We start from the raw sequence: 19,246 nt of genomic DNA, 5'->3' as shown, positions 1-19,246 counted from the left end.
CGGTGTGTGCTGCGCGAGGCGTTCCGGCTGCTGCCCGACGATCTGGCCTCCGGGTCAGACCAGCCGGCGGGCCGCGGCCCAGCGCGTGAGCTCGTGACGGTTGGAGAGCTGGAGCTTGCGCAGGACGGCCGAGACGTGGGATTCGACCGTCTTCACGGAGATGAAGAGCTGCTTGGCCACTTCCTTGTACGCGTAGCCGCGGGCGATCAGGCGCAGCACCTCGCGTTCGCGCTGAGTGAGGCGGTCGAGGTCCTCGTCGACCGGCGGGGCGTCGGTGGAGGCGAAGGCGTCCAGCACGAAGCCCGCGAGGCGCGGTGAGAAGACCGCGTCGCCGTCGGAGACGCGGAAGACGGCGCCGACGAGGTCGGCCCCGGTGATGGTCTTGGTGACATAGCCGCGGGCACCGCCGCGGATGACACCGATGACGTCCTCTGCCGCGTCGGACACCGACAGGGCGAGGAAGCGGACGGGCGAGTCCGCGGCGCCCATCATCGAGGCGCTGCGGCGCAGGACTTCGACGCCGCCCCCGCCGGGGAGATGGACGTCCAGCAGTACGACGTCGGGGCGGGTGGCGGTGATGACGGAGACGGCCTGTTCCACGTCTCCGGCCTCGCCGACGACGTCGACGCCCGTCTCGTCCGTACGCCCGATCTCCGCCTGGACGCCCGCGCGGAACATCCGGTGGTCGTCGACGAGGACCACCCTGACCCGGCGGGACCCGCCCGCGTCCGTGGCTCCTGCGGTGCCTGGTGTCTCGTCCGTCACGACTGGGCCGCCCTCTCCATTTCGAGCTCCACCTCTGTCCCCTCGCCGGGCGCCGAGCGCACCCGGGCCGTGCCCCCGTGGCGCCGCATGCGGCCGATGACGGACTCGCGCACGCCCATCCGGTCCTCGGGCACCGCTTCCGGGTCGAATCCCGGGCCCCGGTCGCGTACGGAGACGAAAACCGTGCGGCCCTCCACCTCTGCGAACACCTGCACCGCCCCTCCCCCATGCCCTCCGGCGTGGGTGGTGCCCCCGCCACCGTACTTGGCGGCGTTCACCATCGCCTCGCGTGCGGCCTGGATCTGTGCTTCCAGCCCTTCGTCGAGCGGGCAGTCGCCGACGCAGACGACCTCGATCGGTACGCCGTGGTGGTCCTCGACCTCGGCCGCCGTGGCCTTGACGGCCTCCGACAGGGTCCGCGGTCCCTGCTCCTCCTCCTTGCCGTTCCCGTGCGGCTTGTACAGCCAGTTGCGCAGCTCGCGCTCCTGGGCGCGGGCGAGGCGGGACACTTCGCGGGGATCGTCGGCGCTGCGCTGGATCAGGGTGAGGGTGTGCAGGACCGAGTCGTGGACGTGCGCGGCGACCTCGGCCCGCTCCTGTGCGCGGATGCGCATCAGCCGCTCCTCGGACAGATCCTGCATCATCCGTACGAGGTACGGGCCGGCGAGCAGCGCGACACCGACGAGGACGGCGAGCGCGGCCTGCAGTACAGGGCCGAAGTCGCTGGCCGAGCCCTGCACGAGGACGATTCCACTCACGCCCACCGCCACCAGCACCACACCGGCCGCGCTGCGGGCGATCGGCACGAGGCGGCGGCGCCGGGTGACTTCGGCCCAGTGCGCGCGCCGGGCGTCGTCGGCCTGACGCCAGACCAGGACGACGCCGAGACCGATCAGCAGCACCGGCCACAGATAGGTGTTGATCCGCCCGAACTGCAGGTTGTCGGCGATCACTGCCGCGCCGACGAGCAGCGCCAGTACGGCGAAGAGCTGGCCCTTGTCGGGCTTGCGAACGCGCAGGCGGGACCGGCCCGCCTTGCCGCTCTCGCGCCGGCGGCGCCGGGGGGACTCCGCGGCCGGGGCCTCCCGTCCGGTACCGCCGGCTCCGCCGGTGACGTCGCCGGTGACGGGCTTGGAACCCGGGCCGGAGCCGGTGCCCACGCCGCCCGTACCGAGGGGAACGACGAACCAGAACGCCGCGTAGAGCAGCACGCCCAGACCGTCCGTCACCGTGAGCGCGATGAAGACGACGCGGACCCAGGAGACCGGCAGCCCCAAGTGCCCTGCCAGACCCCGCGCGACGCCGCCGAGCATGCGGCCCTCGGCGCTGCGGTAGAGCTTGCGCAGCGGGGGCCGCGAGGCGGCCTCGTCCGGGGGGACCCCCAGGCCGCCGCCGGCCGCGTGCGCGGCCCCGGGGCCGGAAGCGGTCGACGAGGCGGGGGTCATGCACCGATCGTCACACGTTCGTACGGCGTGTGGCATCAGGGTGGTCCCTGATCCCATCCCGTACGTGGGCCGGGCCGCGGCGCCGTCAGGGGCAGGGGGCACCCGGGAGAAAGGGCCCCTGAGCGGCGGCGGAATCAGGGTCCTCTAAGGGACGGGCCCCGATGTGCCGCGCGGGGAGCGCGGGACACCATGGGCGCATGACCGAGGACGACGAGCAGGCACCGTCGCCGCAGTCTTCGCAGCAGGACCGGCGGGACACGTCGCAGTCCTCGCCGGAGCACTCCTCGCCGGAGCACTCCGCGCCGCAGGGTCCGGCACCCGGAGGCGAGCGCGGCTCCGGTGCAGGCGGCGGCCCTGATGCGGGCCCTGATACGGGCCCCGATGCGGGTGCGGACGGGGGCGGTGACGGCAGAGGCGACGGCGCCCACGACGGCGGGACCGGCGACGGGCCGGACGGCGGGCCGGAGGGCGCGTCCGGTGACGGGTTCGACGACGGATCGGAGGGCGGGTCCGACGGCGGTGCGCTGCCTGCCGGCCGGCTCACGCGGAGCCGCAGCCCCAAGACCGTCGCCGGCGTGTGCTCGGGCCTTGGCCGCTATTTCGACCTCGACCCCGTCATCTTCCGGGTGCCGCTCGTCGTGCTGTCCCTCCTCGGCGGGCTCGGCCTCGTCTTCTACGGCGCCGCCTGGCTGCTGATCCCCGCCGAGGGCGAGCGGCAGAACGAAGCGCGCTGGCTGCTTTCGGGGCGGGTCGAGGGCACGACGCTCTCCGCCATCCTCGTCGCCCTCGTCGGCTGCGGGCTCTTCCTCGCCTCGCTCGGCAGCAGCAGCACACCCTTCTCGCTGCTCCTCGTCGCCGCGGTCGCGGGTGCCGCGTACTGGTCGCTGCACCGCAGAGAGGCGGAGGCCGCCGAGGCCGTCGGAGCTCCCGTGGATCCGACCACGGCGCACGCGGTCGCCGACGCGCCCCCCGAGGCGCAGGCTCCACCCGTACCGGACATGCCGTCGTGGTGGCGCGAACCCCTGACGAAGGACGGCACCGGCGCTCCACCCGGCACGGGATATCTGTGGGGACCGGCTGACGCGGAGACTCCCGCGGACGCGCTGGGCCCGCCGGGCGGGCGCTCCCGGTGGCCGGGCGGCGCCGTCGCACGCGGGGGCGGGCGACGCGAGCGGTCGTTCGGCGTCTTCGTCGCGATGCCGGCCATGGTCGCGGCGGTCGCGGGTGCCGCTCCCGGCTGGGATTCGCGGCCTCTGGGCACCAGCCTCACGGTGGGTCTGGCCTGCGCGCTCGCGGTCTACGGGATCGGGTTCGCCGTCAGCGCCTTCGTCGGCCGGGTCGGCTTCGGCACCGTCTTCCTGACGGTCGTCACCGCCCTCATGCTGGCGGGCGCCGCCGTGATCCCGAAGAGCATCGGCACGGACTGGCGTGAGGTCACATGGGCTCCGGCCACCGCCTCGGACGTCTCCCGTACGTACGAACTCGACGGCGGCGCCGCCGAACTCGACCTGAGCGGCCTGCGGTCCGCCGGAGACCGCGAGACCGTACGTACGGCGGCGCGGCTCGGAGCGGGCCAGCTGAAGGTGGTCGTGCCGAGCGGCACCCGCGTCGAACTCGAAGCGGACGTGGGCGCGGGCGAGATCCGGATGCCCGGACGGACAGGACGCGCGGGGGACGACTTCGTCGTGGAGAGCATCGGCGGCGTCGACAGACACGAGCGGCTGACGCTGCCGCCGTCCGGCACCCGTAAGAAGGGGGGAACGCTGGAACTGTCGGTCGACGTGACGGTCGGGCAGCTGGAGATCGTGCGGCTTCTCCCTTCCGGCGAGCGGACCGACCATCTGCCCGTGAACACCGTGCCCCGCGACGAGTCGAGCGAGGACCTGCCGTGAACAGGCACCGTTTCGAACCGGCCCGGCTGCTGCTGGGCCTGCTCCTGGTCGGCGCGGCGCTGACGTATGTGATGCACGCGCTCGGGGAGTGGCGGGTCCCGGTGTGGGTGCTGCTGGTACTGGTGCCCGCGTCGCTCCTGACGGCGGCGTTCACCGCGGGCGCGGTCTACGCGGCGCGGCGCTTTCTGCGACGGCGGCGGGCTCGGACGCCGCGCCCACTGGGCGGGATGCCGATGGACGAACTGCGCGGCGGCTACGAGAGGTCGGGCTGGGGCAGCGGCGATGGAACCGGGACGGATACGGGAACGGGAACCGGAACCGGTACGGGAACGGACTGAGGCGGGGCCCGGCCGGGGGAGACCCCGGCCGGGCCCCGCCTCAACCCGTATACCGCTCAGCGTTCGGCGTTCAGCGCTCAGCACGCGCCGCTCAGCCGAAGATGTGCCTGCCTTTTCGGCGGCGCCGGCGCGAGAAGGCCATGTCGAGCGAGAGCACCGACGCGCCCGCGAAGACCAGCGGCACCCAGGCCATCATGTACGGCAGGTCGTTGCCGTAGTAGTACGGGTCGCTCTGCCAGCTGACCGTCAGCCACAGGCTCAACGAGATCAGCATGCCCCCGATGGCGGCGAGCCGCGTCCACAAACCCACCAACGCGCCCAGCCCCGCGGCGATTTCACCTGCGGCTATGGCGATGCCGAAGGCCTTGGGGTCGTTCTGCGCGAGGTCGATCATCGCCGGGATCGCCGCCGCGTCGCGTGACGACTCCAGCAACGTGGCGAGCGATTCGCTGCCCTTGCCGGAGAGGAACTCCTTGTTCAGGAGAAGCTTGTCCAGGCCCGCGTAGATGAACGTGGCACCGAGGAAGAGCCGGAGCGGGAGCAACGCGTACTTGGACGCTCTGGCCCGCATGCTGCCCGGGGGGCCGCTGACCGGCGCATCGCTGCCGACCGCCCTGGTCTGATCCGCCAGAGACATGACACGTCCCCTTCCGTAGTTGCCGCCTCTGCCGCATGCACGTTCGGCTTGGGCTGGAGTCGAGTCGCTACGGTACGCGGCCGTGGCCGCACGTACACCCTCTCTGAACGATCTCAGTCGCCATCCGCGGACGAACACGTCGCCGGTGAGGGCACATTCGTGACAGAAGGGTCAAACAGGCCGGGTCGCCCGTCCCCGCCCCGTCCCCGTCACGCCCTCCCGGCGTCAGCGGCCGTCAGTCGGCGACGTCGATGGGATAGCGGTTGGTCTCGACGCCCGCGGCGGTGACGACCTGGACCTCGACCCGGCCCGGTTCGACCTCGACGGGCACCGGCACGGTGAGCGTCGCGTCCGCCGGGTTGGAGAAGCCGTCTCCGGCGGGGATCAGCGGGACCGGCACGTGCACCGCCCCGACACGGACGACCATCCGGGAGAGCCGGTCCGGTTCGCCCGCGCCCGGCGGCACGAAGCCCGCGCCGCGGATCTCGATGTCGTCGCCCGTACGGATCGGTGCGTGCAGGTCGCCGATCTCGCGGGCCCGTACGACCGACAGCACCACGGGGCGGCCGCCCTCGGCGTACTTGCCCGCGAGGTACGTCGCCGCGGAGACCACGACCAGCAGCGCCAGGCTCCAGGGAAGGTCGGGCAGCTGGTCGGGCTGCCGTGCCAGGCGGACGCAGGCGAAGACGACGGCGACGCCGCTGACCAGCACGTACTGAACGTCGCAGAAGGAGCCGCGGCCGGCGTCGTCGGTGAGCAGGTCGGCGGCCCGGGGCCGTTCGGCACGCACCTTCTGCAGACGCTGGTGCTGCACCCGCACCGTGACGGTGCGGCGCACGAAGACCGCTATGGCACAGCTCAGCGCGAGCACGGTCAGCAGCTCCGCACCCCGGGAGATCTCCAGGCCTTCGATGAGCTCGCGGCGCTCCGACTGGCCGGAGCGGCCCGCCAGTTCGAAAGCGAGGACGAGGATGTCGTACACGGCGAGGAGCACCCAGGCCGCGGCCACCGTGCGTGAGGTGGAGAGCCGGTTGTCCTCGCCGATGAGCGGGGCGAGCGCGCCGCCGCGCGCCCGGTGCAGATACGCGGCGAGCGAGACGGCGCCCGCCGCGATGACGGCTGCGATCAGGGAGGCGGTGCGTCCGGCCGTCCAGCCCACGGCAAGTGCGGAGAGCAACTGCCCCACGAGCAGCACCCCGACGGCGCCCCAGACGGCGATCACGGTGTGCCGCCACAGGGCCGCCAGCCGCATCGCTCCCTCGTCGCGGGCCCGTTCGGCGACCGTACGGGCCGCCCGCGTCAACTCGTCGGAGACCCACTGGCGCGAGGCCCCGGCCGAGTGCGCGAGGGCGGCGGGAAGCCCCTTGCCGGCGGCGAGTTCGTCGCGCCGGCGGCGGAAGTCGTCCCGCGCCTGCCGGTGGCCCTCGCGTGCGCCGTGCGGACAGTCGCCGCATGTGCAGGAGGCGGAGTGGGCGCCCGAAGGGGTGCCCGCGGGGGCGGACTTCTGCAGCGGGACGGTCTCGTCGCGTTCGCCGCCTCCGCTCGTGCCGTCCCGTGCCGTGTCCACGGCCACTGTGCAACCCCGCCTTTCAAACACCGTGCGTGAAAGGCGCAATTGTGCCCTACCGGAAGGGGGCGGCGAACGGCAGGGCCGCCTTCGTCACCCGGCTGTGTGAGGCGGGGGACGGGCGGTGGACGGGCCGTACTCCGAACGCCTCGGAGAGACGGGCGAGGCGTGGACGGTTGTCCGAAATTGCTGTTCTTGAGCCGGAGTCGGGCGGTTAGCGTGCACGGAACCCAACAGCCGAGGGGACACATGGCGGCCGACGGCATCGTCGAACTGACCGAGTTCAGCCCGGACTTCGTACGCGATCCCTACCCCGTCTACGCCGCACTCCGCGCCGAGGCACCCGCGCACCACGTACGCGTGCCCGACGGGAGAGAGCTGTGGATCGTGGTCGGGCACGAGATGTGCCGCAGGGCCTTCACCGACCCCCGGCTCAGCCGGGACTGGCAGAACCACGGGGGCATCGGGCAGATCCTCAACCCCGGCCTGCCGGCGATCGGCCACATGCTGACGACGGACCCGCCGGACCACACCGGCTGCGGCGCCTGGTTGCGGGGTCGTTCACGCCGCGCCGGATCGCCGCGCTCGGACCGCGCGTCCAGCAGATCACCGACGAACTGCTCGACGCGATGCTGGAGAAGGAGGAGCGGCGTGCGGACTTGATCGCCTCCTTCGCCTTCCCGCTGCCGATGACGGTCATCTGCGAACTGCTCGGCGTACCCGAACTCGACCGCCAGACCTTCCGTGGCTGGTCCAACGCGGTGGTCGCGCCCACCAGCGCGGAGGAGGAGGCCCGCGCGTACGAGGAGATGCCGGCCTATCTCGCCGCGCTGATCGGGACGAAGCGGGAAACCCCTGGCGACGACCTGCTCAGCGCGATGATCCAGGAGGTCGACGACGGTGGCGACCGGCTCACCGGCGACGAACTCATCGGCATGTGCGTGCTGTTGCTCGTCGCCGGCCACGAGACCACGGTCAACCTCATTGGCAACGGAATGCGGGCCCTCTTCGCGCACCCGGACCAACTCGCCCGACTCCGCGCGGACTTCGGGCTGCTGGAGGGCGCCGTCGAGGAGATGCTCCGCTACGACGGCCCCGTCGAGACGTGTACCCAGCGCCTCGCCCTGGAGGACGTGGACCTGGACGGGGTGACCGTGCCCGCCGGCTCGACGGTCCTGATCGCCATGGCCGACGCCGACCGCGACCAGGAGCGCTTCGAGGACCCGCACCGCTTCGACATCGGGCGCGACGCCCGCGGCCACATCGCCTTCGGCCACGGCCTGCACTACTGCCTGGGCGCGCCGCTGGCCCGCCTGGAGGGACGGATCGCGATCCAGACGCTGCTGGAGCGGTGCCCGGACATCGCGGCGGACGCGGACGAGTCCTCGCTGCGGTGGCTGACGGGGATGCTGATGCGGGGTGTGAAGGAGCTGCCGGTGCGCTGGTGAGGCGCCACCCGGGCCCGGTGGGCCGCGCCCCGCCCCGTGACGCGGGCGGTCCCGTCGCTACGCTCCCTGGCCATGGACGTACTCATACATGTCTTCGTCGGCCTCCACATCATCGGTATCGCGGCCCTGCTGGGCGGCTTCTTCTTCCAGATGAAGGCGATGCGCGCGGAAGAGGCCCGCTTCGTGCCCGGCATGCTGCACGGCGCGTTCACCATGCTGCTGACGGGGATGGTCCTCGTCGGCCTCAACCAGGCCGACGACAGCCCGGTGAACAACATCAAGATCGGCGTGAAGCTGGCGCTGCTCGTGGTGATTCTCGGGCTCGTGTATGTGAAGAGGGACGAGGAGAAGGTGCCCTCGTCCCTCTTCGGCACGGTCGGCGCGCTGACGACAGCGAACATCTTCGTCGCCGTCCTGTGGACGTGACGGAGGGGACGAACGCCGGGCGGCCGCGGGGTCAGCCGGGGCGTACTGCCGAGTGGAAGGGCATGTTGCCGGCGGATTCGTACCGCACCTCGGCGCCCGGCTTCGGCGCGTGGATCATCTGCCCGTTGCCGGCGTAGATGCCGACGTGGCTGATGTCGTCGAAGAAGAAGATCAGATCGCCCGGCTTCATCTCCGACTTGGCGACCTTCGTGCCGACCTTGACCTGGTCCCACGTCGTACGGGGCAGGGAGATGCCGGCGGCCTTCCAGGCACCCTGGGTGAGACCTGAGCAGTCGAAGGAGCTCGGACCGGTCGCGCCCCAGACGTAGGGCTTGCCCAGCTGCTGCTTCGCGTAGCCGAGGACCTTCTCCGCCTGGGCCGTCTGCGAGCCGCCGCCCTTCCCGGCGTCGTCGCGCGCCTCTTCGGCGCGTTCGGCCGCCTTGCGGGCTTCTTCCTGCTTCTTCTTCTCGATCGCCGCCAGGCGGGCCTTCTCCTCGGCCGTCAGCTTCGAGAGCATCTTGCGCGCCTCGGCGAGCTTGTCCTGCACTTCCCGCTTGTTCTTCTTCAGCGCCTTCTGCGAGGCCTCGAGTGAGGCCAGTTCCTCGGTGGCGCTCTCGCGCTTGCTCTGCGCCGCCTTCTGCTGCTTCTCGAAGTCGGTGACGGCTTCCTTCTGACGGCCGGTCATCCGGTCCAGCATGTGCGACTGCTCGAAGAACTGCTGCGGGTCCTCGGTGAGCAGGAGGGTCGCGGTCTCCGACATGCCGCCGGTGCGGTACTGCGCGGTCGCGTAGTTGCCGAGCTCGCGGCGTGCGTCGTTGAGCTTCGCGGTCCGTTCGGCGGCCTCGTCGAGGGATCTGTCCGCCTTCTTGCGCTGGGCGTCCGTCTTCTCCTCGGCCTCGTTGTACTTCTGGGTCGAGACCTCGGCCTGCTGGTACAGCTTGTCGACCTTCTTCTTGACCTCGGAGATCGACGGCTTGCCGTCGTCCGGTGCGGCCTGCGCGCTCTGGGAGAGCAGCGAGACGGAGGCGAGCGCGGCGGTGGTGACGCCGAGGACTCCGCGCTTTGTCGAGGCGGACTTCAGTATCCGGGTGCGCGGCTTGCGATGGGACGCCAAGGCCGGCGACTCCTTCCGTGAACCGCCTACCGGGTTAGCTGACGGGTTCGGGCTGTCGGAAGGCTGCCCTACGGGTCGTGCGCGGTGCTTCTGCGGTGCGACTTCCCGATTCACCCCGGGTGCGTACGCCGTGTCGCGCGTACGCGGTGGGTCCCCGGCTCCGGCGGCGGCTCCCGGCGGATGACCGCCGGCTGGCCGCCGGATTAGGCGGAGGCGGCCCGTGCCGACGCTTTCGCCGACGATTGGTGCGGACCGCCTGGCACGGCACGGTAGCGAGATGTGGGGCGTCTGTGAAGGCCGTTAGGTGATACGTCCGATATCTGTTCGTTATCCCAGGCGGAGTTGGCCGCCTGGTGTCGCCGTGGGTGTCGGCGCGCGTGTCGGCGCGGCAATCTAGACTTCTCCGACGATGAGCAGCCTCTTCGACGACAGCTTTCTCGCCCACCTCGCACCCGTGCGCGCGCAGGACGACTCCTCCGGACACGGCGGCCCAAGTGGCCCCGAGGGGCCCCAGGATGGGCCGGGCCGCACGCCTGACGACGGCTCCGGCGGCGCCCGCGGCGGGGCCGCCGGGGGCGCGTCGGGCGGCGGCTCGTCCTCGTACCACAGGGGCGGCTCGCCTCGTACGGTCGTCGACGCGGCGGCGCTGCTGGAGGAGATGAACGAGGCGCAGCGCGCGGCCGTCGTGCACACCGGTTCGCCCCTGCTGATCGTCGCGGGTGCCGGCTCGGGCAAGACCCGCGTGCTCACTCACCGCATCGCCCATCTCCTCGCCGCACGCCGTGTGCACCCCGCGCAGATCCTCGCCATCACCTTCACCAACAAGGCGGCGGGCGAGATGCGGGAGCGCGTGGAGGAGCTGATCGGGCCGCGGGCGCAGTCGATGTGGGTGTCCACCTTCCACAGCGCGTGCGTACGCATCCTGCGCCGCGAGAGCAAGAAGCTCGGCTTCACCTCGTCCTTCTCGATCTACGACGCGGCAGACTCGAAGCGGCTGATGGCGTTGGTCTGCCGGGACCTCGACCTGGACCCGAAGCGGTATCCGCCGAAGGCGTTCAGCGCGAAGATCTCCAACCTGAAGAACGAGCTGATCGACGAGGAGGACTTCGCGGGGCAGGCCTCGGACAACTATGAGAAAACTCTCGCCGAGGCGTACACGATGTACCAGGCGCGGCTGCGTGAGGCCAACGCCCTGGACTTCGACGACATCATCATGACGACCGTCCATCTCCTCCAGGCGTTCCCGGATGTCGCCGAGCACTACCGGCGCCGCTTCCGGCACGTCCTCGTCGACGAGTACCAGGACACCAACCACGCCCAGTACCTGCTGGTTCGCGAGCTCGTCGGCACCGGCGAGGCGCCGGGCGCCGGGCAGGGCCACGAGCCGGAGGAAGGCGGCGAAGCGGAGGAAGGCGGCGAAGCGGAGGAGCGCGGTGACGCGGATGAGCGCGGCAGGCCCGCGCCGGAGCGCGCCGAGCTGTGTGTCGTAGGCGACGCCGACCAGTCCATCTACGCCTTCCGCGGCGCCACCATCCGCAACATCCTCCAATTCGAGGAGGACTATCCGGACGCCACGACGATCCTCCTCGAACAGAACTACCGCTCCACGCAGACGATCCTGAGCGCCGCCAACGCCGTCATCGAGCGGAACGAGAACCGCCGCCCGAAGAACCTGTGGACGGAGTCCGGTGCCGGCGCGCGCATCACCGGCTATGTCTCGGACACCGAGCACGACGAGGCGCAGTTCGTCGCCGACGAGATCGACCGGCTCACCGACGAGGGCGAGGCCAAGGCCGGCGACGTCGCGGTCTTCTACCGCACCAACGCCCAGTCCCGTGTCTTCGAAGAGGTCTTCATCCGCGTCGGACTTCCGTACAAGGTCGTCGGCGGCGTCCGCTTCTACGAGCGCCGCGAAGTGCGTGACGTACTGGCCTATCTGCGGGTGCTGGCCAATCCGGAGGACACGGTGCCGCTGCGCCGCATCCTCAACGTGCCCAAGCGCGGCATCGGCGACCGGGCCGAGGCGATGATCGAAGCGCTCGCGCTGCGCGAGAAGATCAGCTTCCCGCAGGCGCTTGCCCGGGTCGACGAGGCGTACGGGATGGCCGCCCGCTCGGCCAACGCGGTGCGGCGCTTCAACGTGCTCATGGAGGAGCTGCGCACGATCGTCGAGTCGGGTGCCGGGCCGGCGACCGTGCTGGAGGCGGTGCTGGAGCAGACCGGATATCTCGCGGAGCTTCAGTCCTCGACCGACCCGCAGGACGAGACCCGCGTCGAGAACCTGCAGGAACTGGCCGCCGTGGCCCTGGAGTTCGAGCAGGAGCGAGGCGAGGACGAGCCGGGCACGCTCGCCGACTTCCTGGAGCAGGTCGCCCTCGTCGCGGACTCCGACCAGATCCCGGCAGCGCCCGATGATGCCGCTGACGCGGCGGAGTCGGCGGGAGAGGAGAGCGGCGTCATCACGCTGATGACGCTGCACACGGCCAAGGGCCTCGAGTTCCCCGTGGTCTTCCTCACGGGCATGGAGGACGGCGTGTTCCCGCACATGCGCGCCCTCGGCCAGACCAAGGAGCTGGAGGAGGAGCGGCGGCTCGCGTACGTGGGCATCACGCGTGCGCGCAAGCGGCTGTATCTGACGCGCTCGGTGCTGCGGAGCGTATGGGGGCAGCCCTCCTACAACCCGCCGTCCCGCTTTCTGGAGGAGATCCCGGACCACTACGTGGACTGGAAACGCAGGGGAGCGGCCGCCGGAGGCGGCTCCGGCGGCGGCGGTATCGGTTCGGGCCTCGGGGCGTTCGCGGCTCCGGGGGGCGCGGCAGCGGGCGTCGGGGGCGGCGCGCAGCGGCGTGGCGGGCCGAGCGGCTTCGCGACCCGGCGTACGTCGGACCGTCCCGTCGTCTCGCTGTCGGCCGGGGACAGGGTCACGCACGACAGCTTCGGGCTCGGCACGGTCGTCGCGGTGAAGGGCAGCGGCGACAGTTCGGAGGCGACGATCGACTTCGGCGGGGAGAAGCCCAAGCGGCTCCTGCTGCGGTACGCGCCGGTGCAGAAGCTGTAGTTGCGGCGGGAGGCGCGGTCGGTACAACCGGTGGCGTGCCGTCAGACCCGCGGCAGCGGATGGCTGCCGGTCGGGGCTGCTGCGTCCGAGGGCTTCCGCGCCCGAACGACAGGCCCTAGTTCGGCTCCAGGCCCTTGCCACGCAGCCAGGGGAGCGGGTCGATCGCGTCGCCGCCGCCCGGATGCACCTCGAAGTGCAGGTGCGGGCCCGTGGAGTTGCCCGAGGTGCCGGAGTAGCCGATGGTGTCGCCGGCCTTGACCTGACCGGAGCGGATCTTGGTGCTGCTCAGGTGGCAGTACCAGGTCTCCGTGCCGTCGGGCGCGGTCACCACGGCCATGTTGCCGAAGGACACGTCGTACTTGGTGGTGACGGTGCCGTCGGTGGCCGCCATCACGGGGGTGCCCTCGCTGACGGGGAAGTCGATCCCCGAGTGGACGGACATCCAGTTGAGACCCGCCTGCCCGTAAGTGGCGCTGAGACCGTGCTCCTTGACGGGGAGCGCGAACTTGGGGCGCAGCGCCTCCTTGCGGGCGGCCTCCTTCGCCTTGCGTTTGCGCTCCGCCTCCTGGCGGGCCTGCAGGTCGAGGCGTTCCTGCGTACGGCTGGCCCGGTCGGCGAAGTCGTCGGCGTCGGCGGAGAGTCCGGCGAGCTGGGTGTCGAGCTTCTTGTTGGCCGGCTTGACGGGGGCGTCGGCGGAGGCCTGCGTCGTCGTGTCGTCCTGCGGGGCGCTGGTCGTGACGGACGCCGCCGCCGCTGCGGCCACACCCATCACGGCGACGGACGGAACCGCGACTGTGAGCAGCGCGGAACGCCTGGGTCTGGGAGAGCGGCGCCGGCCGGGGAGGTTCGCGACCGTGAGGTCCCGCTCCGGGCGGACGTGGGAGACACCCGGGCCGGCCGGGGCGTCGGGGCCGACGTCGTCGAAATGCCCAGCGGATTCGTCGAAGTGCGCGGGGGAGTCGGCGCCGTAGGCCTCGTACCCGTTGTAGCCGTCGTACGTGCTGTATCCGTTGAATCCGTCGAATCCGTCGTACGTGTCGAAGGCCGGGAGGGCTGCTGTGGCGTCCGGCGCGCCGTCCTGCGCGAACGCTGCTTCGTCGTACGAGAGTTGCTGGTCAAGGGCGGCGTAGCCCTCAGCGACTCCGGGATCGTAGCTGTCGAAGGACTCGTACGCTTCGTACGCCTCGTGGTTCTCGAAGGAGTCCGCCGTGGCACCTTCGTGGCCCTGGGCGGCAGGCTGGTCGTAACCGTAGGCGTTCCAGGTGCCGTTGGCGTCCTGGGAGTCCCACTGGCCCCCTGTCTCCCACTGCCCGTTCTCCCACTGGGAGGCGTCCCACTGGCCGCTGTTGTCCCAGCCGAAGTCGGCGTGCGCCGGGCCGGTTTGGGCGGCGACGTCGGCGGTCTGCGGGAATCCGGCGTTCGACCAGGCGGCGTCCGCGTCGTACACGCCGGTGTCGTAGCTGCCGGTCGCGTAGGTGCCGCTGTCGTAAGCGCCCCCGGTGTAACCGGTTTCGTACGTGCCGTGGCCGGAGTAGGCGTCGTAGGTGCCGCTCGTCCAGGCGCCGCCGTCGGTGGCCGCGTCCGTGCCGGGCATCGAACCGAAGAGCGGGTCCTGGTCGTAGGAGTCGTAGGCGAATCCGTGGTTGTCGAAGGAGCCCGTGGAGTAGCCGTCGTACGCGGCCTGTTGGCCGTGGCCCTGCTGTGCGTAGATGCCGTGCGCCGAGTGCTCGTACTGTCCGGCACCGGAGGCCGCGTACGAGAAGCCGTGAGAGGTATCGGCCGGGAATGAGTTCCCCGACGGGTGACCTTCGTTCACCACCAACTTCTCTTTCGCCTCGACAGCAGGGGCGGAGCAGTGCGGCGACTGTACCCGGCGGTACGTGAGGACGACAATCTTCAACAGGTTTTAGGGCCCGGAGAAACGGGCATTCGGTCGCCTTTCGGGGCTCTACGAACCCGTATTTGGCCTGGCGTTCGATGCGTGTTCGACGAACTTCCGGGCTCGGTGGGACGGGGAGGCGGACGGGGGAGGCCGGTCGCGGCTCTCCATGTGCCTCAACTGCGGCGCGAACTGCGGCGCGACGCGAGCGGAAACATCAAGACGTGTCCGCAGACGGACGTGATGGGTGGATTGGCCGATAACACCCGTGTGCGCGAGGTGTGTTGGAGCTGGGGAGGCGGGCCTGGCGTTCGGTGGCTCCGCGAACTCCGCGTTCCGTGGCTCAGGGCTTCCGCGACTCCGCGACTCCGCGTTTCTGCGACTCCGCGATCGCTGACCGGTGTTCCGCAGGTTCGGCGTTCCGCGGTTTCGGTGCTCAGCGTGTCCGGCGTTCTGCGTGTTCGGTGTTCCCGCGTGTGCCGTTCGGTCCTCCGCGTCACGCGGTGCGGTGACCGGGGCGCCCCCGGGCCGGGTTGCGGTTCGTGAAGTGTCGGTCCGGTCCTGCCGGCGGCGGGCGGAACGGGGACCGGTCCGGGGTGTCGCCGCCGTGTGATTTCGCCCTCCCTTCAGGGGCGGAAGCGCCCGGGTGCGGGATGCTGGGGATAACGTTCGTTCACTCGGGCAGTCGCGGATGGCCTCCGCGGATGACGAAGGGCCGTCGTAGAGCCAACCCGTAGTGGGGGCACCTCCCACGCCGTCAGGCGTAGGGGGACCGTCGAGATGGAGGCAGTGATGAGTGTGTCGGGTCCGATCCGCGTGGTGGTCGCCAAGCCGGGGCTCGACGGTCATGACCGCGGGGCGAAGGTCATCGCACGCGCGCTGCGTGACGCGGGCATGGAGGTCATCTACACCGGGCTGCACCAGACGCCGGAGCAGATCGTGGACACCGCGATCCAGGAGGACGCCGAGGCGATCGGCCTGTCCATCCTCTCCGGCGCCCACAACACGCTCTTCGCGAAGGTTCTGGAGCTGCTGCGTGAGCGGGACGCGGAGGACATCAAGGTCTTCGGCGGCGGCATCATCCCCGAGGACGACATCGCGCCTCTGAAGGCGAGCGGTGTGGCCGAGATCTTCACCCCGGGTGCGACGACGAACGAGGTCGTCGAATGGATCCGGGCCAACGTGGGACGGCTGGCTGCCTGACCGGACCGTCACTGCCCTCAGGCGTCCGCGTCTGTCTCCTTGCCGCACTCTCCGCGCAGTTCGGCCCGCATCGCCGCCCGCAGTCGCAGAGTCGCCACGAGGCGCTGGAACGACTCCGCCCAGTAGGCGCCCGCACCGGGTGAGCCCCCTTCCGGCTCGTCCGGTACCGCCGCCAGCGGCTCCAGCCGTGCCGCGTCGCAGGGCGGGAGGCAGCGCTCGGCCAGGCCCAGGACACCGCTGAAACTCCACGGATAGCTGCCGGCGTCCCGCGCGATCTCCAGGGCGTCCACCACCGCCCGGCCCAGCGGCTCCTCCCACGGCACCGCGCACATTCCGAGTACACGGAACGCGTCCGACAGTCCGTGTGCCTCGATGAATCCCGCAGCCCACGCGGCGCGTTCCCCCGGGGGAAGCACCGCGACGAGCTTGGCCGCATCCCACGCACCCGCCCCGGGCGGCGCCGTGGGCGGTCCGATCAGCGCCCGTGCCCACTCCACGTCGCGCTGCCGCACCGCGGCACGGCACCAGGCGGCGTGCAGATCCTGACTCCAGTCGTCGGCGACGGGGAGACCCACGATCTCCTGCGCGCTGCGGCCGCCGAACTGCCCGTACCACGCGGACAGCGGTGCGGCCTCCACCAACTGCCCCAGCCACCAGGCACGTTCGCCCCGGCCCGCGGGCGGCTTGGGCACCACGCCGTCGCGCTGCATGCCGGCGTCGCACTCGTGCGGAGCCTCGACCGCTATGCGCGGTGTCGTCGCCAGAGGGTCCTGCGTGACGTACGTACGGGCACGGACCGCCATGCGGGCGGCGAGCGCGGAGCCGGGCAGGGTGCTGAGCAGCTCGGCCGCGGTCGCCCGCACCGTGCGGGAACGGTCGCTGAGCGCCTGTTCGAGAAAGTCCTCGTCCGAGGGGGAGAGGCCTTCGCGCAGCGAGTCGAGGAACATCAGCCTGTCCTCGGCGCGCTCCGTCGCCCAGGTGCCGGCGAGGAGGGCGAGCCCGGCCGCGCGGTCCCGGCGGCGCAGCGAGGAGAGCAGGGCGACGCGCTCCGCGAACAGCCCTTCTTCCCAGAGCTGTCCGACTGCCTCGGCCTCCGGGCCGGCTGCGGCCTGCGGCCCTGCTTCGGGCTCCGGGCCTGCTTCGGGCTCCGGCACGGTCGACCCCGGCTGCCCTTCCGTGGCGCCGGGGGCAGGGTGCCGCGGCACGTGCGGCAGGCTGTTACGCAGCGCGAACTTCCACTCCGGGTTGAGCCGGGCCAGCCACAGCGCTCGGGGGCCGGCGAACGCCAGCGTCTCCGCGCGGAGGTCGGTACGGGCACGGGCTGCTTCCAGCAGCGCGGGCAGTTGCGCTTCCGGCGCTCGGTACCCGTGCTCGTTGGCCGCGGAAAGCCACTGCGGCAGCAGCTCGGCCAGGTCGGGAGCCGTGCTCCGGCGCCCGCCCGCGGCGCCCGCCCCCGTGTCTCCCGCACGCCCGGCGAGCAGCATCGTCAGCCTTCGCGCGGCGGGAGCGGGCAGTGGGGGCCGGGAATCCACGGGTGCGGGCTCGGGGCGGGAACCGGCGGACGCGGGCAGCAGACCGGCACGGTGGCGAACGGTTTCGACCGCCGCCGCATCCAGCAGGGCCGCGGGACTGCCGCCCGGTGGCGTACGGCGCTCGGTGCCGAGCAGAGCGGCCGTGAGGAGCTCGGCCCACGTGGTGGCCGGGGCGCCGGCCGCGTCCGACCGGGTCGGCGTGGCGGTCATCGGTCTCCCCTCCGCCGGGCGGCAGCCGGCTCCGCACGGACCCGTGCGCGTGCCCGCACGACAGTCCGCGCGCCTGCCCGCACGCCTGTCCGTGTCCCTGTCCGCAACGTCGGACTCACAGCGGCACCGCCTCTCCCTCGCTCCAGGCCGTGTACGGGGCGAAGCCCAGGTGCCCGCACTCGCCGAAGACGGTCACGGGGCGGCCACCCGATATCGCCGCGAGCTTCCACAGGGCCGTGGACGAGACTCCGGGCGCGACCGGAAGCGCGAACTCGCCGTCGGCGTCCGCCAGTTGCCGCACGCCGTGGCCGCCGCCGCCCCGGCCTCGGTCGCCACGACGGCCGTCCCCGGGACCCTCATCGCATGGATCGAGGGCCGGGACGACATCGCTCAGCACCGCCGGCCAGGCGTCCAGCCACGGGTCGTCGCTCAGCGCATGCCCGTAGGAGACCAGCGCCTCGGTCACCGTGCCCCCCTCCGGTACCGGGCCGGCGACGGGTGCGGCATACGTCTCGCCCAGCGCGGCACGCAGCGGGAGCGCCCCGGGGTAGTAGGCCAGCTCCGCGTCGGTCACCGAGCCCACGGGGAGGGGCTGTCCGGGCTGTCCGGGCGTGCGGTTCCCCGCCGCGTACGAGAGCAGCAGCGCCGGAAGCCCGGTCCCGCGGCCGCGGAGCCATATGCGCCGCGCCGTCAGCCGCCCCTCCTCCGTGTCCCGCTGCGCAAGCACAAGCCACTCGTCCCGCACCTTCTCCGCATCCGAGTCCGCAGACAGCAGCTCCGCGGAGTCGACCGTGAGACCGGCTCTCGTACGGACCGTCGCGGCGAGCGGCTCCGGAAGGCCGTCCAGCGCGAGGAGGCCCCGGTTCAGCAGATGGAGAAGCGCGCACTCCGAAAGCAGCCGCGCGGGCCGGCCTCCGAAGCCCCCCTCGGCCTGTGGGGGCGCCTGGCCGGACGCGGTAACGGCGCCCAACTCCCGTACACGTGCCGCCAGGCCGGGAGCCTGCGCGTCGACCATCCGGGAAGCCGTCTCCTCCCATTGCCCGCCGTCCTGCTCAGCACCGGCGAGACCGCCGCGCAGCAGATCGCAGAGGCGCTCCTCCAGTTCCGTCGCGCCGGCCGTGACGCGCAGCATTCTTCGCTCGGCGCGGAGCCGGGCGGCCTTCCGGTCCGCTTGGCGTGCCCCGCTCCCGCCGCTCCCGTCGGCGCTCCCGGCCCCCGCGGCGTCCGCATTCCCGGATCCCGCCCCGTCCGCCACACCGGCGGCGGTCGTGCGGGCAGCGCGCTCCCGGCGGCCGCTGAGCCACTCACCGGCCCACTCCGGCGGCTGCCCGCCGGGCTGCGCGGGCTCGCCGGCCCAGAGCAGCAGCAGCCCCAGTGCGTGCTTGCACGGGAACTTCCGGCTGGGGCAACTGCACTTGTATCCCGGCCCGTTCGGCCCGGTGAGGGGGCTGCCGGGACCCTCGGTGCCGCCGGCGGAACCCTGGCCGGCTCCGCCGAGATCCACCACCGTGCGGTACGGCCCGCTTCCGCTCCCCTCGCACAGACCCCATACGGCACCCCCGCCCGACCCCGCTTCCGACCACGGGCCCGGCGCGGAGAGCTTGCTCCCGGCCCGGCGTGACGCGTCGTCGGGAGCGAGCGCCAGCACCTCTTCCGCCGTCCAGCGGACCCCCTGTCCAGTCATGCTCCCGACCGTACGAGCGGCCACTGACAATCGCCCTGACGATCAATC

13 protein-coding genes, 1 pseudogene and 1 riboswitch are annotated in these 19,246 nt (G+C 71.9%); of the genes and pseudogenes, 6 read left to right on the top strand and 8 right to left on the bottom strand.

All coding sequences use genetic code 11. The features are described 5' to 3' along the window. Positions 1-54: 54 nt before the first annotated feature. Positions 55-765, bottom strand: a complete 711-nt coding sequence (locus ACSMXX_RS11505; protein ID WP_473183941.1) for a LuxR C-terminal-related transcriptional regulator — start codon at positions 763-765, stop codon at positions 55-57. Beyond that, positions 762-2,210 carry a PspC domain-containing protein gene (locus ACSMXX_RS11500; protein WP_473183940.1) on the bottom strand — a complete coding sequence of 483 codons (1,449 nt, stop codon included), beginning with the start codon at positions 2,208-2,210 and terminating at the stop codon, positions 762-764. Before ACSMXX_RS11500 ends, ACSMXX_RS11505 begins: the two co-directional genes overlap by 4 nt. A 197-nt stretch (positions 2,211-2,407) precedes the next feature. Here ACSMXX_RS11500 and ACSMXX_RS11495 point away from each other — a divergent pair, with 197 nt between their 5' ends. Both ACSMXX_RS11495 and ACSMXX_RS11490 read left to right on the top strand, forming a co-directional pair. Next, positions 2,408-4,102: a PspC domain-containing protein gene (locus tag ACSMXX_RS11495; protein WP_473183939.1), complete on the top strand. Its 1,695-nt coding sequence runs from the start codon at positions 2,408-2,410 to the stop codon at positions 4,100-4,102. After that, on the top strand, positions 4,099-4,440 hold the full coding sequence (locus ACSMXX_RS11490; protein ID WP_473183938.1) for a hypothetical protein: 342 nt from the start codon (positions 4,099-4,101) through the stop codon (positions 4,438-4,440). Before ACSMXX_RS11495 ends, ACSMXX_RS11490 begins: the two co-directional genes overlap by 4 nt. A 91-nt stretch (positions 4,441-4,531) precedes the next feature. Here the strand turns inward: ACSMXX_RS11490 and ACSMXX_RS11485 are convergent, their stop codons facing one another. Beyond that, a complete protein-coding gene (locus ACSMXX_RS11485) occupies positions 4,532-5,077 on the bottom strand; it encodes a DoxX family membrane protein (RefSeq protein ID WP_473183937.1) in 546 nt (181 codons plus the stop codon). 235 nt (positions 5,078-5,312) lie between these two features. After that, positions 5,313-6,587 (bottom strand): hypothetical protein, encoded by a 1,275-nt coding sequence (locus tag ACSMXX_RS11480; protein ID WP_473184742.1) that lies wholly within the window; start codon positions 6,585-6,587, stop codon positions 5,313-5,315. Between the two features lie 306 nt (positions 6,588-6,893). Here ACSMXX_RS11480 and ACSMXX_RS11475 point away from each other — a divergent pair. After that, positions 6,894-8,092 (top strand): annotated as a pseudogene (locus tag ACSMXX_RS11475) (cytochrome P450 family protein). 72 nt (positions 8,093-8,164) lie between these two features. Further along, positions 8,165-8,518 (top strand): hypothetical protein, encoded by a 354-nt coding sequence (locus tag ACSMXX_RS11470; protein WP_473183936.1) that lies wholly within the window; start codon positions 8,165-8,167, stop codon positions 8,516-8,518. 31 nt (positions 8,519-8,549) lie between these two features. Here ACSMXX_RS11470 and ACSMXX_RS11465 read toward each other — a convergent pair whose 3' ends face one another. Then, a complete protein-coding gene (locus ACSMXX_RS11465; protein WP_473183935.1) occupies positions 8,550-9,632 on the bottom strand; it encodes a C40 family peptidase in 1,083 nt (360 codons plus the stop codon). An 8-nt stretch (positions 9,633-9,640) separates the two neighbouring features. Next, positions 9,641-9,821: riboswitch (cyclic di-AMP (ydaO/yuaA leader) on the bottom strand. A gap of 220 nt (positions 9,822-10,041) precedes the next feature. On the opposite strand from ACSMXX_RS11465, the gene pcrA reads away from it, so the two are divergent. Beyond that, complete coding sequence (pcrA, locus tag ACSMXX_RS11460; protein WP_473183934.1) at positions 10,042-12,690, top strand: DNA helicase PcrA; 2,649 nt, start codon at positions 10,042-10,044, stop codon at positions 12,688-12,690. Positions 12,691-12,805: 115 nt separating this feature from the next. On the opposite strand, the gene ACSMXX_RS11455 is transcribed toward pcrA, so the two are convergent. Beyond that, positions 12,806-14,506 (bottom strand): M23 family metallopeptidase, encoded by a 1,701-nt coding sequence (locus tag ACSMXX_RS11455; protein WP_473183933.1) that lies wholly within the window; start codon positions 14,504-14,506, stop codon positions 12,806-12,808. A gap of 855 nt (positions 14,507-15,361) precedes the next feature. Here ACSMXX_RS11455 and ACSMXX_RS11450 point away from each other — a divergent pair. Then, positions 15,362-15,772 carry a cobalamin B12-binding domain-containing protein gene (locus ACSMXX_RS11450; protein WP_070011578.1) on the top strand — a complete coding sequence of 137 codons (411 nt, stop codon included), beginning with the start codon at positions 15,362-15,364 and terminating at the stop codon, positions 15,770-15,772. A 17-nt stretch (positions 15,773-15,789) separates the two neighbouring features. Here ACSMXX_RS11450 and ACSMXX_RS11445 read toward each other — a convergent pair whose 3' ends face one another. After that, on the bottom strand, positions 15,790-17,514 hold the full coding sequence (locus tag ACSMXX_RS11445) for a DUF5691 domain-containing protein (protein WP_473183932.1): 1,725 nt from the start codon (positions 17,512-17,514) through the stop codon (positions 15,790-15,792). A 115-nt stretch (positions 17,515-17,629) separates the two neighbouring features. After that, complete coding sequence (locus ACSMXX_RS11440) at positions 17,630-19,198, bottom strand: SWIM zinc finger family protein (RefSeq protein ID WP_473183931.1); 1,569 nt, start codon at positions 19,196-19,198, stop codon at positions 17,630-17,632. Positions 19,199-19,246 lie beyond the last annotated feature (48 nt).

It is taken from the genome of Streptomyces sp. DSM 116795, assembly GCF_055792905.1.
Note: the sequence above shows the minus strand (reverse complement) of the source record. Positions and strands in the feature narration are given on the sequence as shown.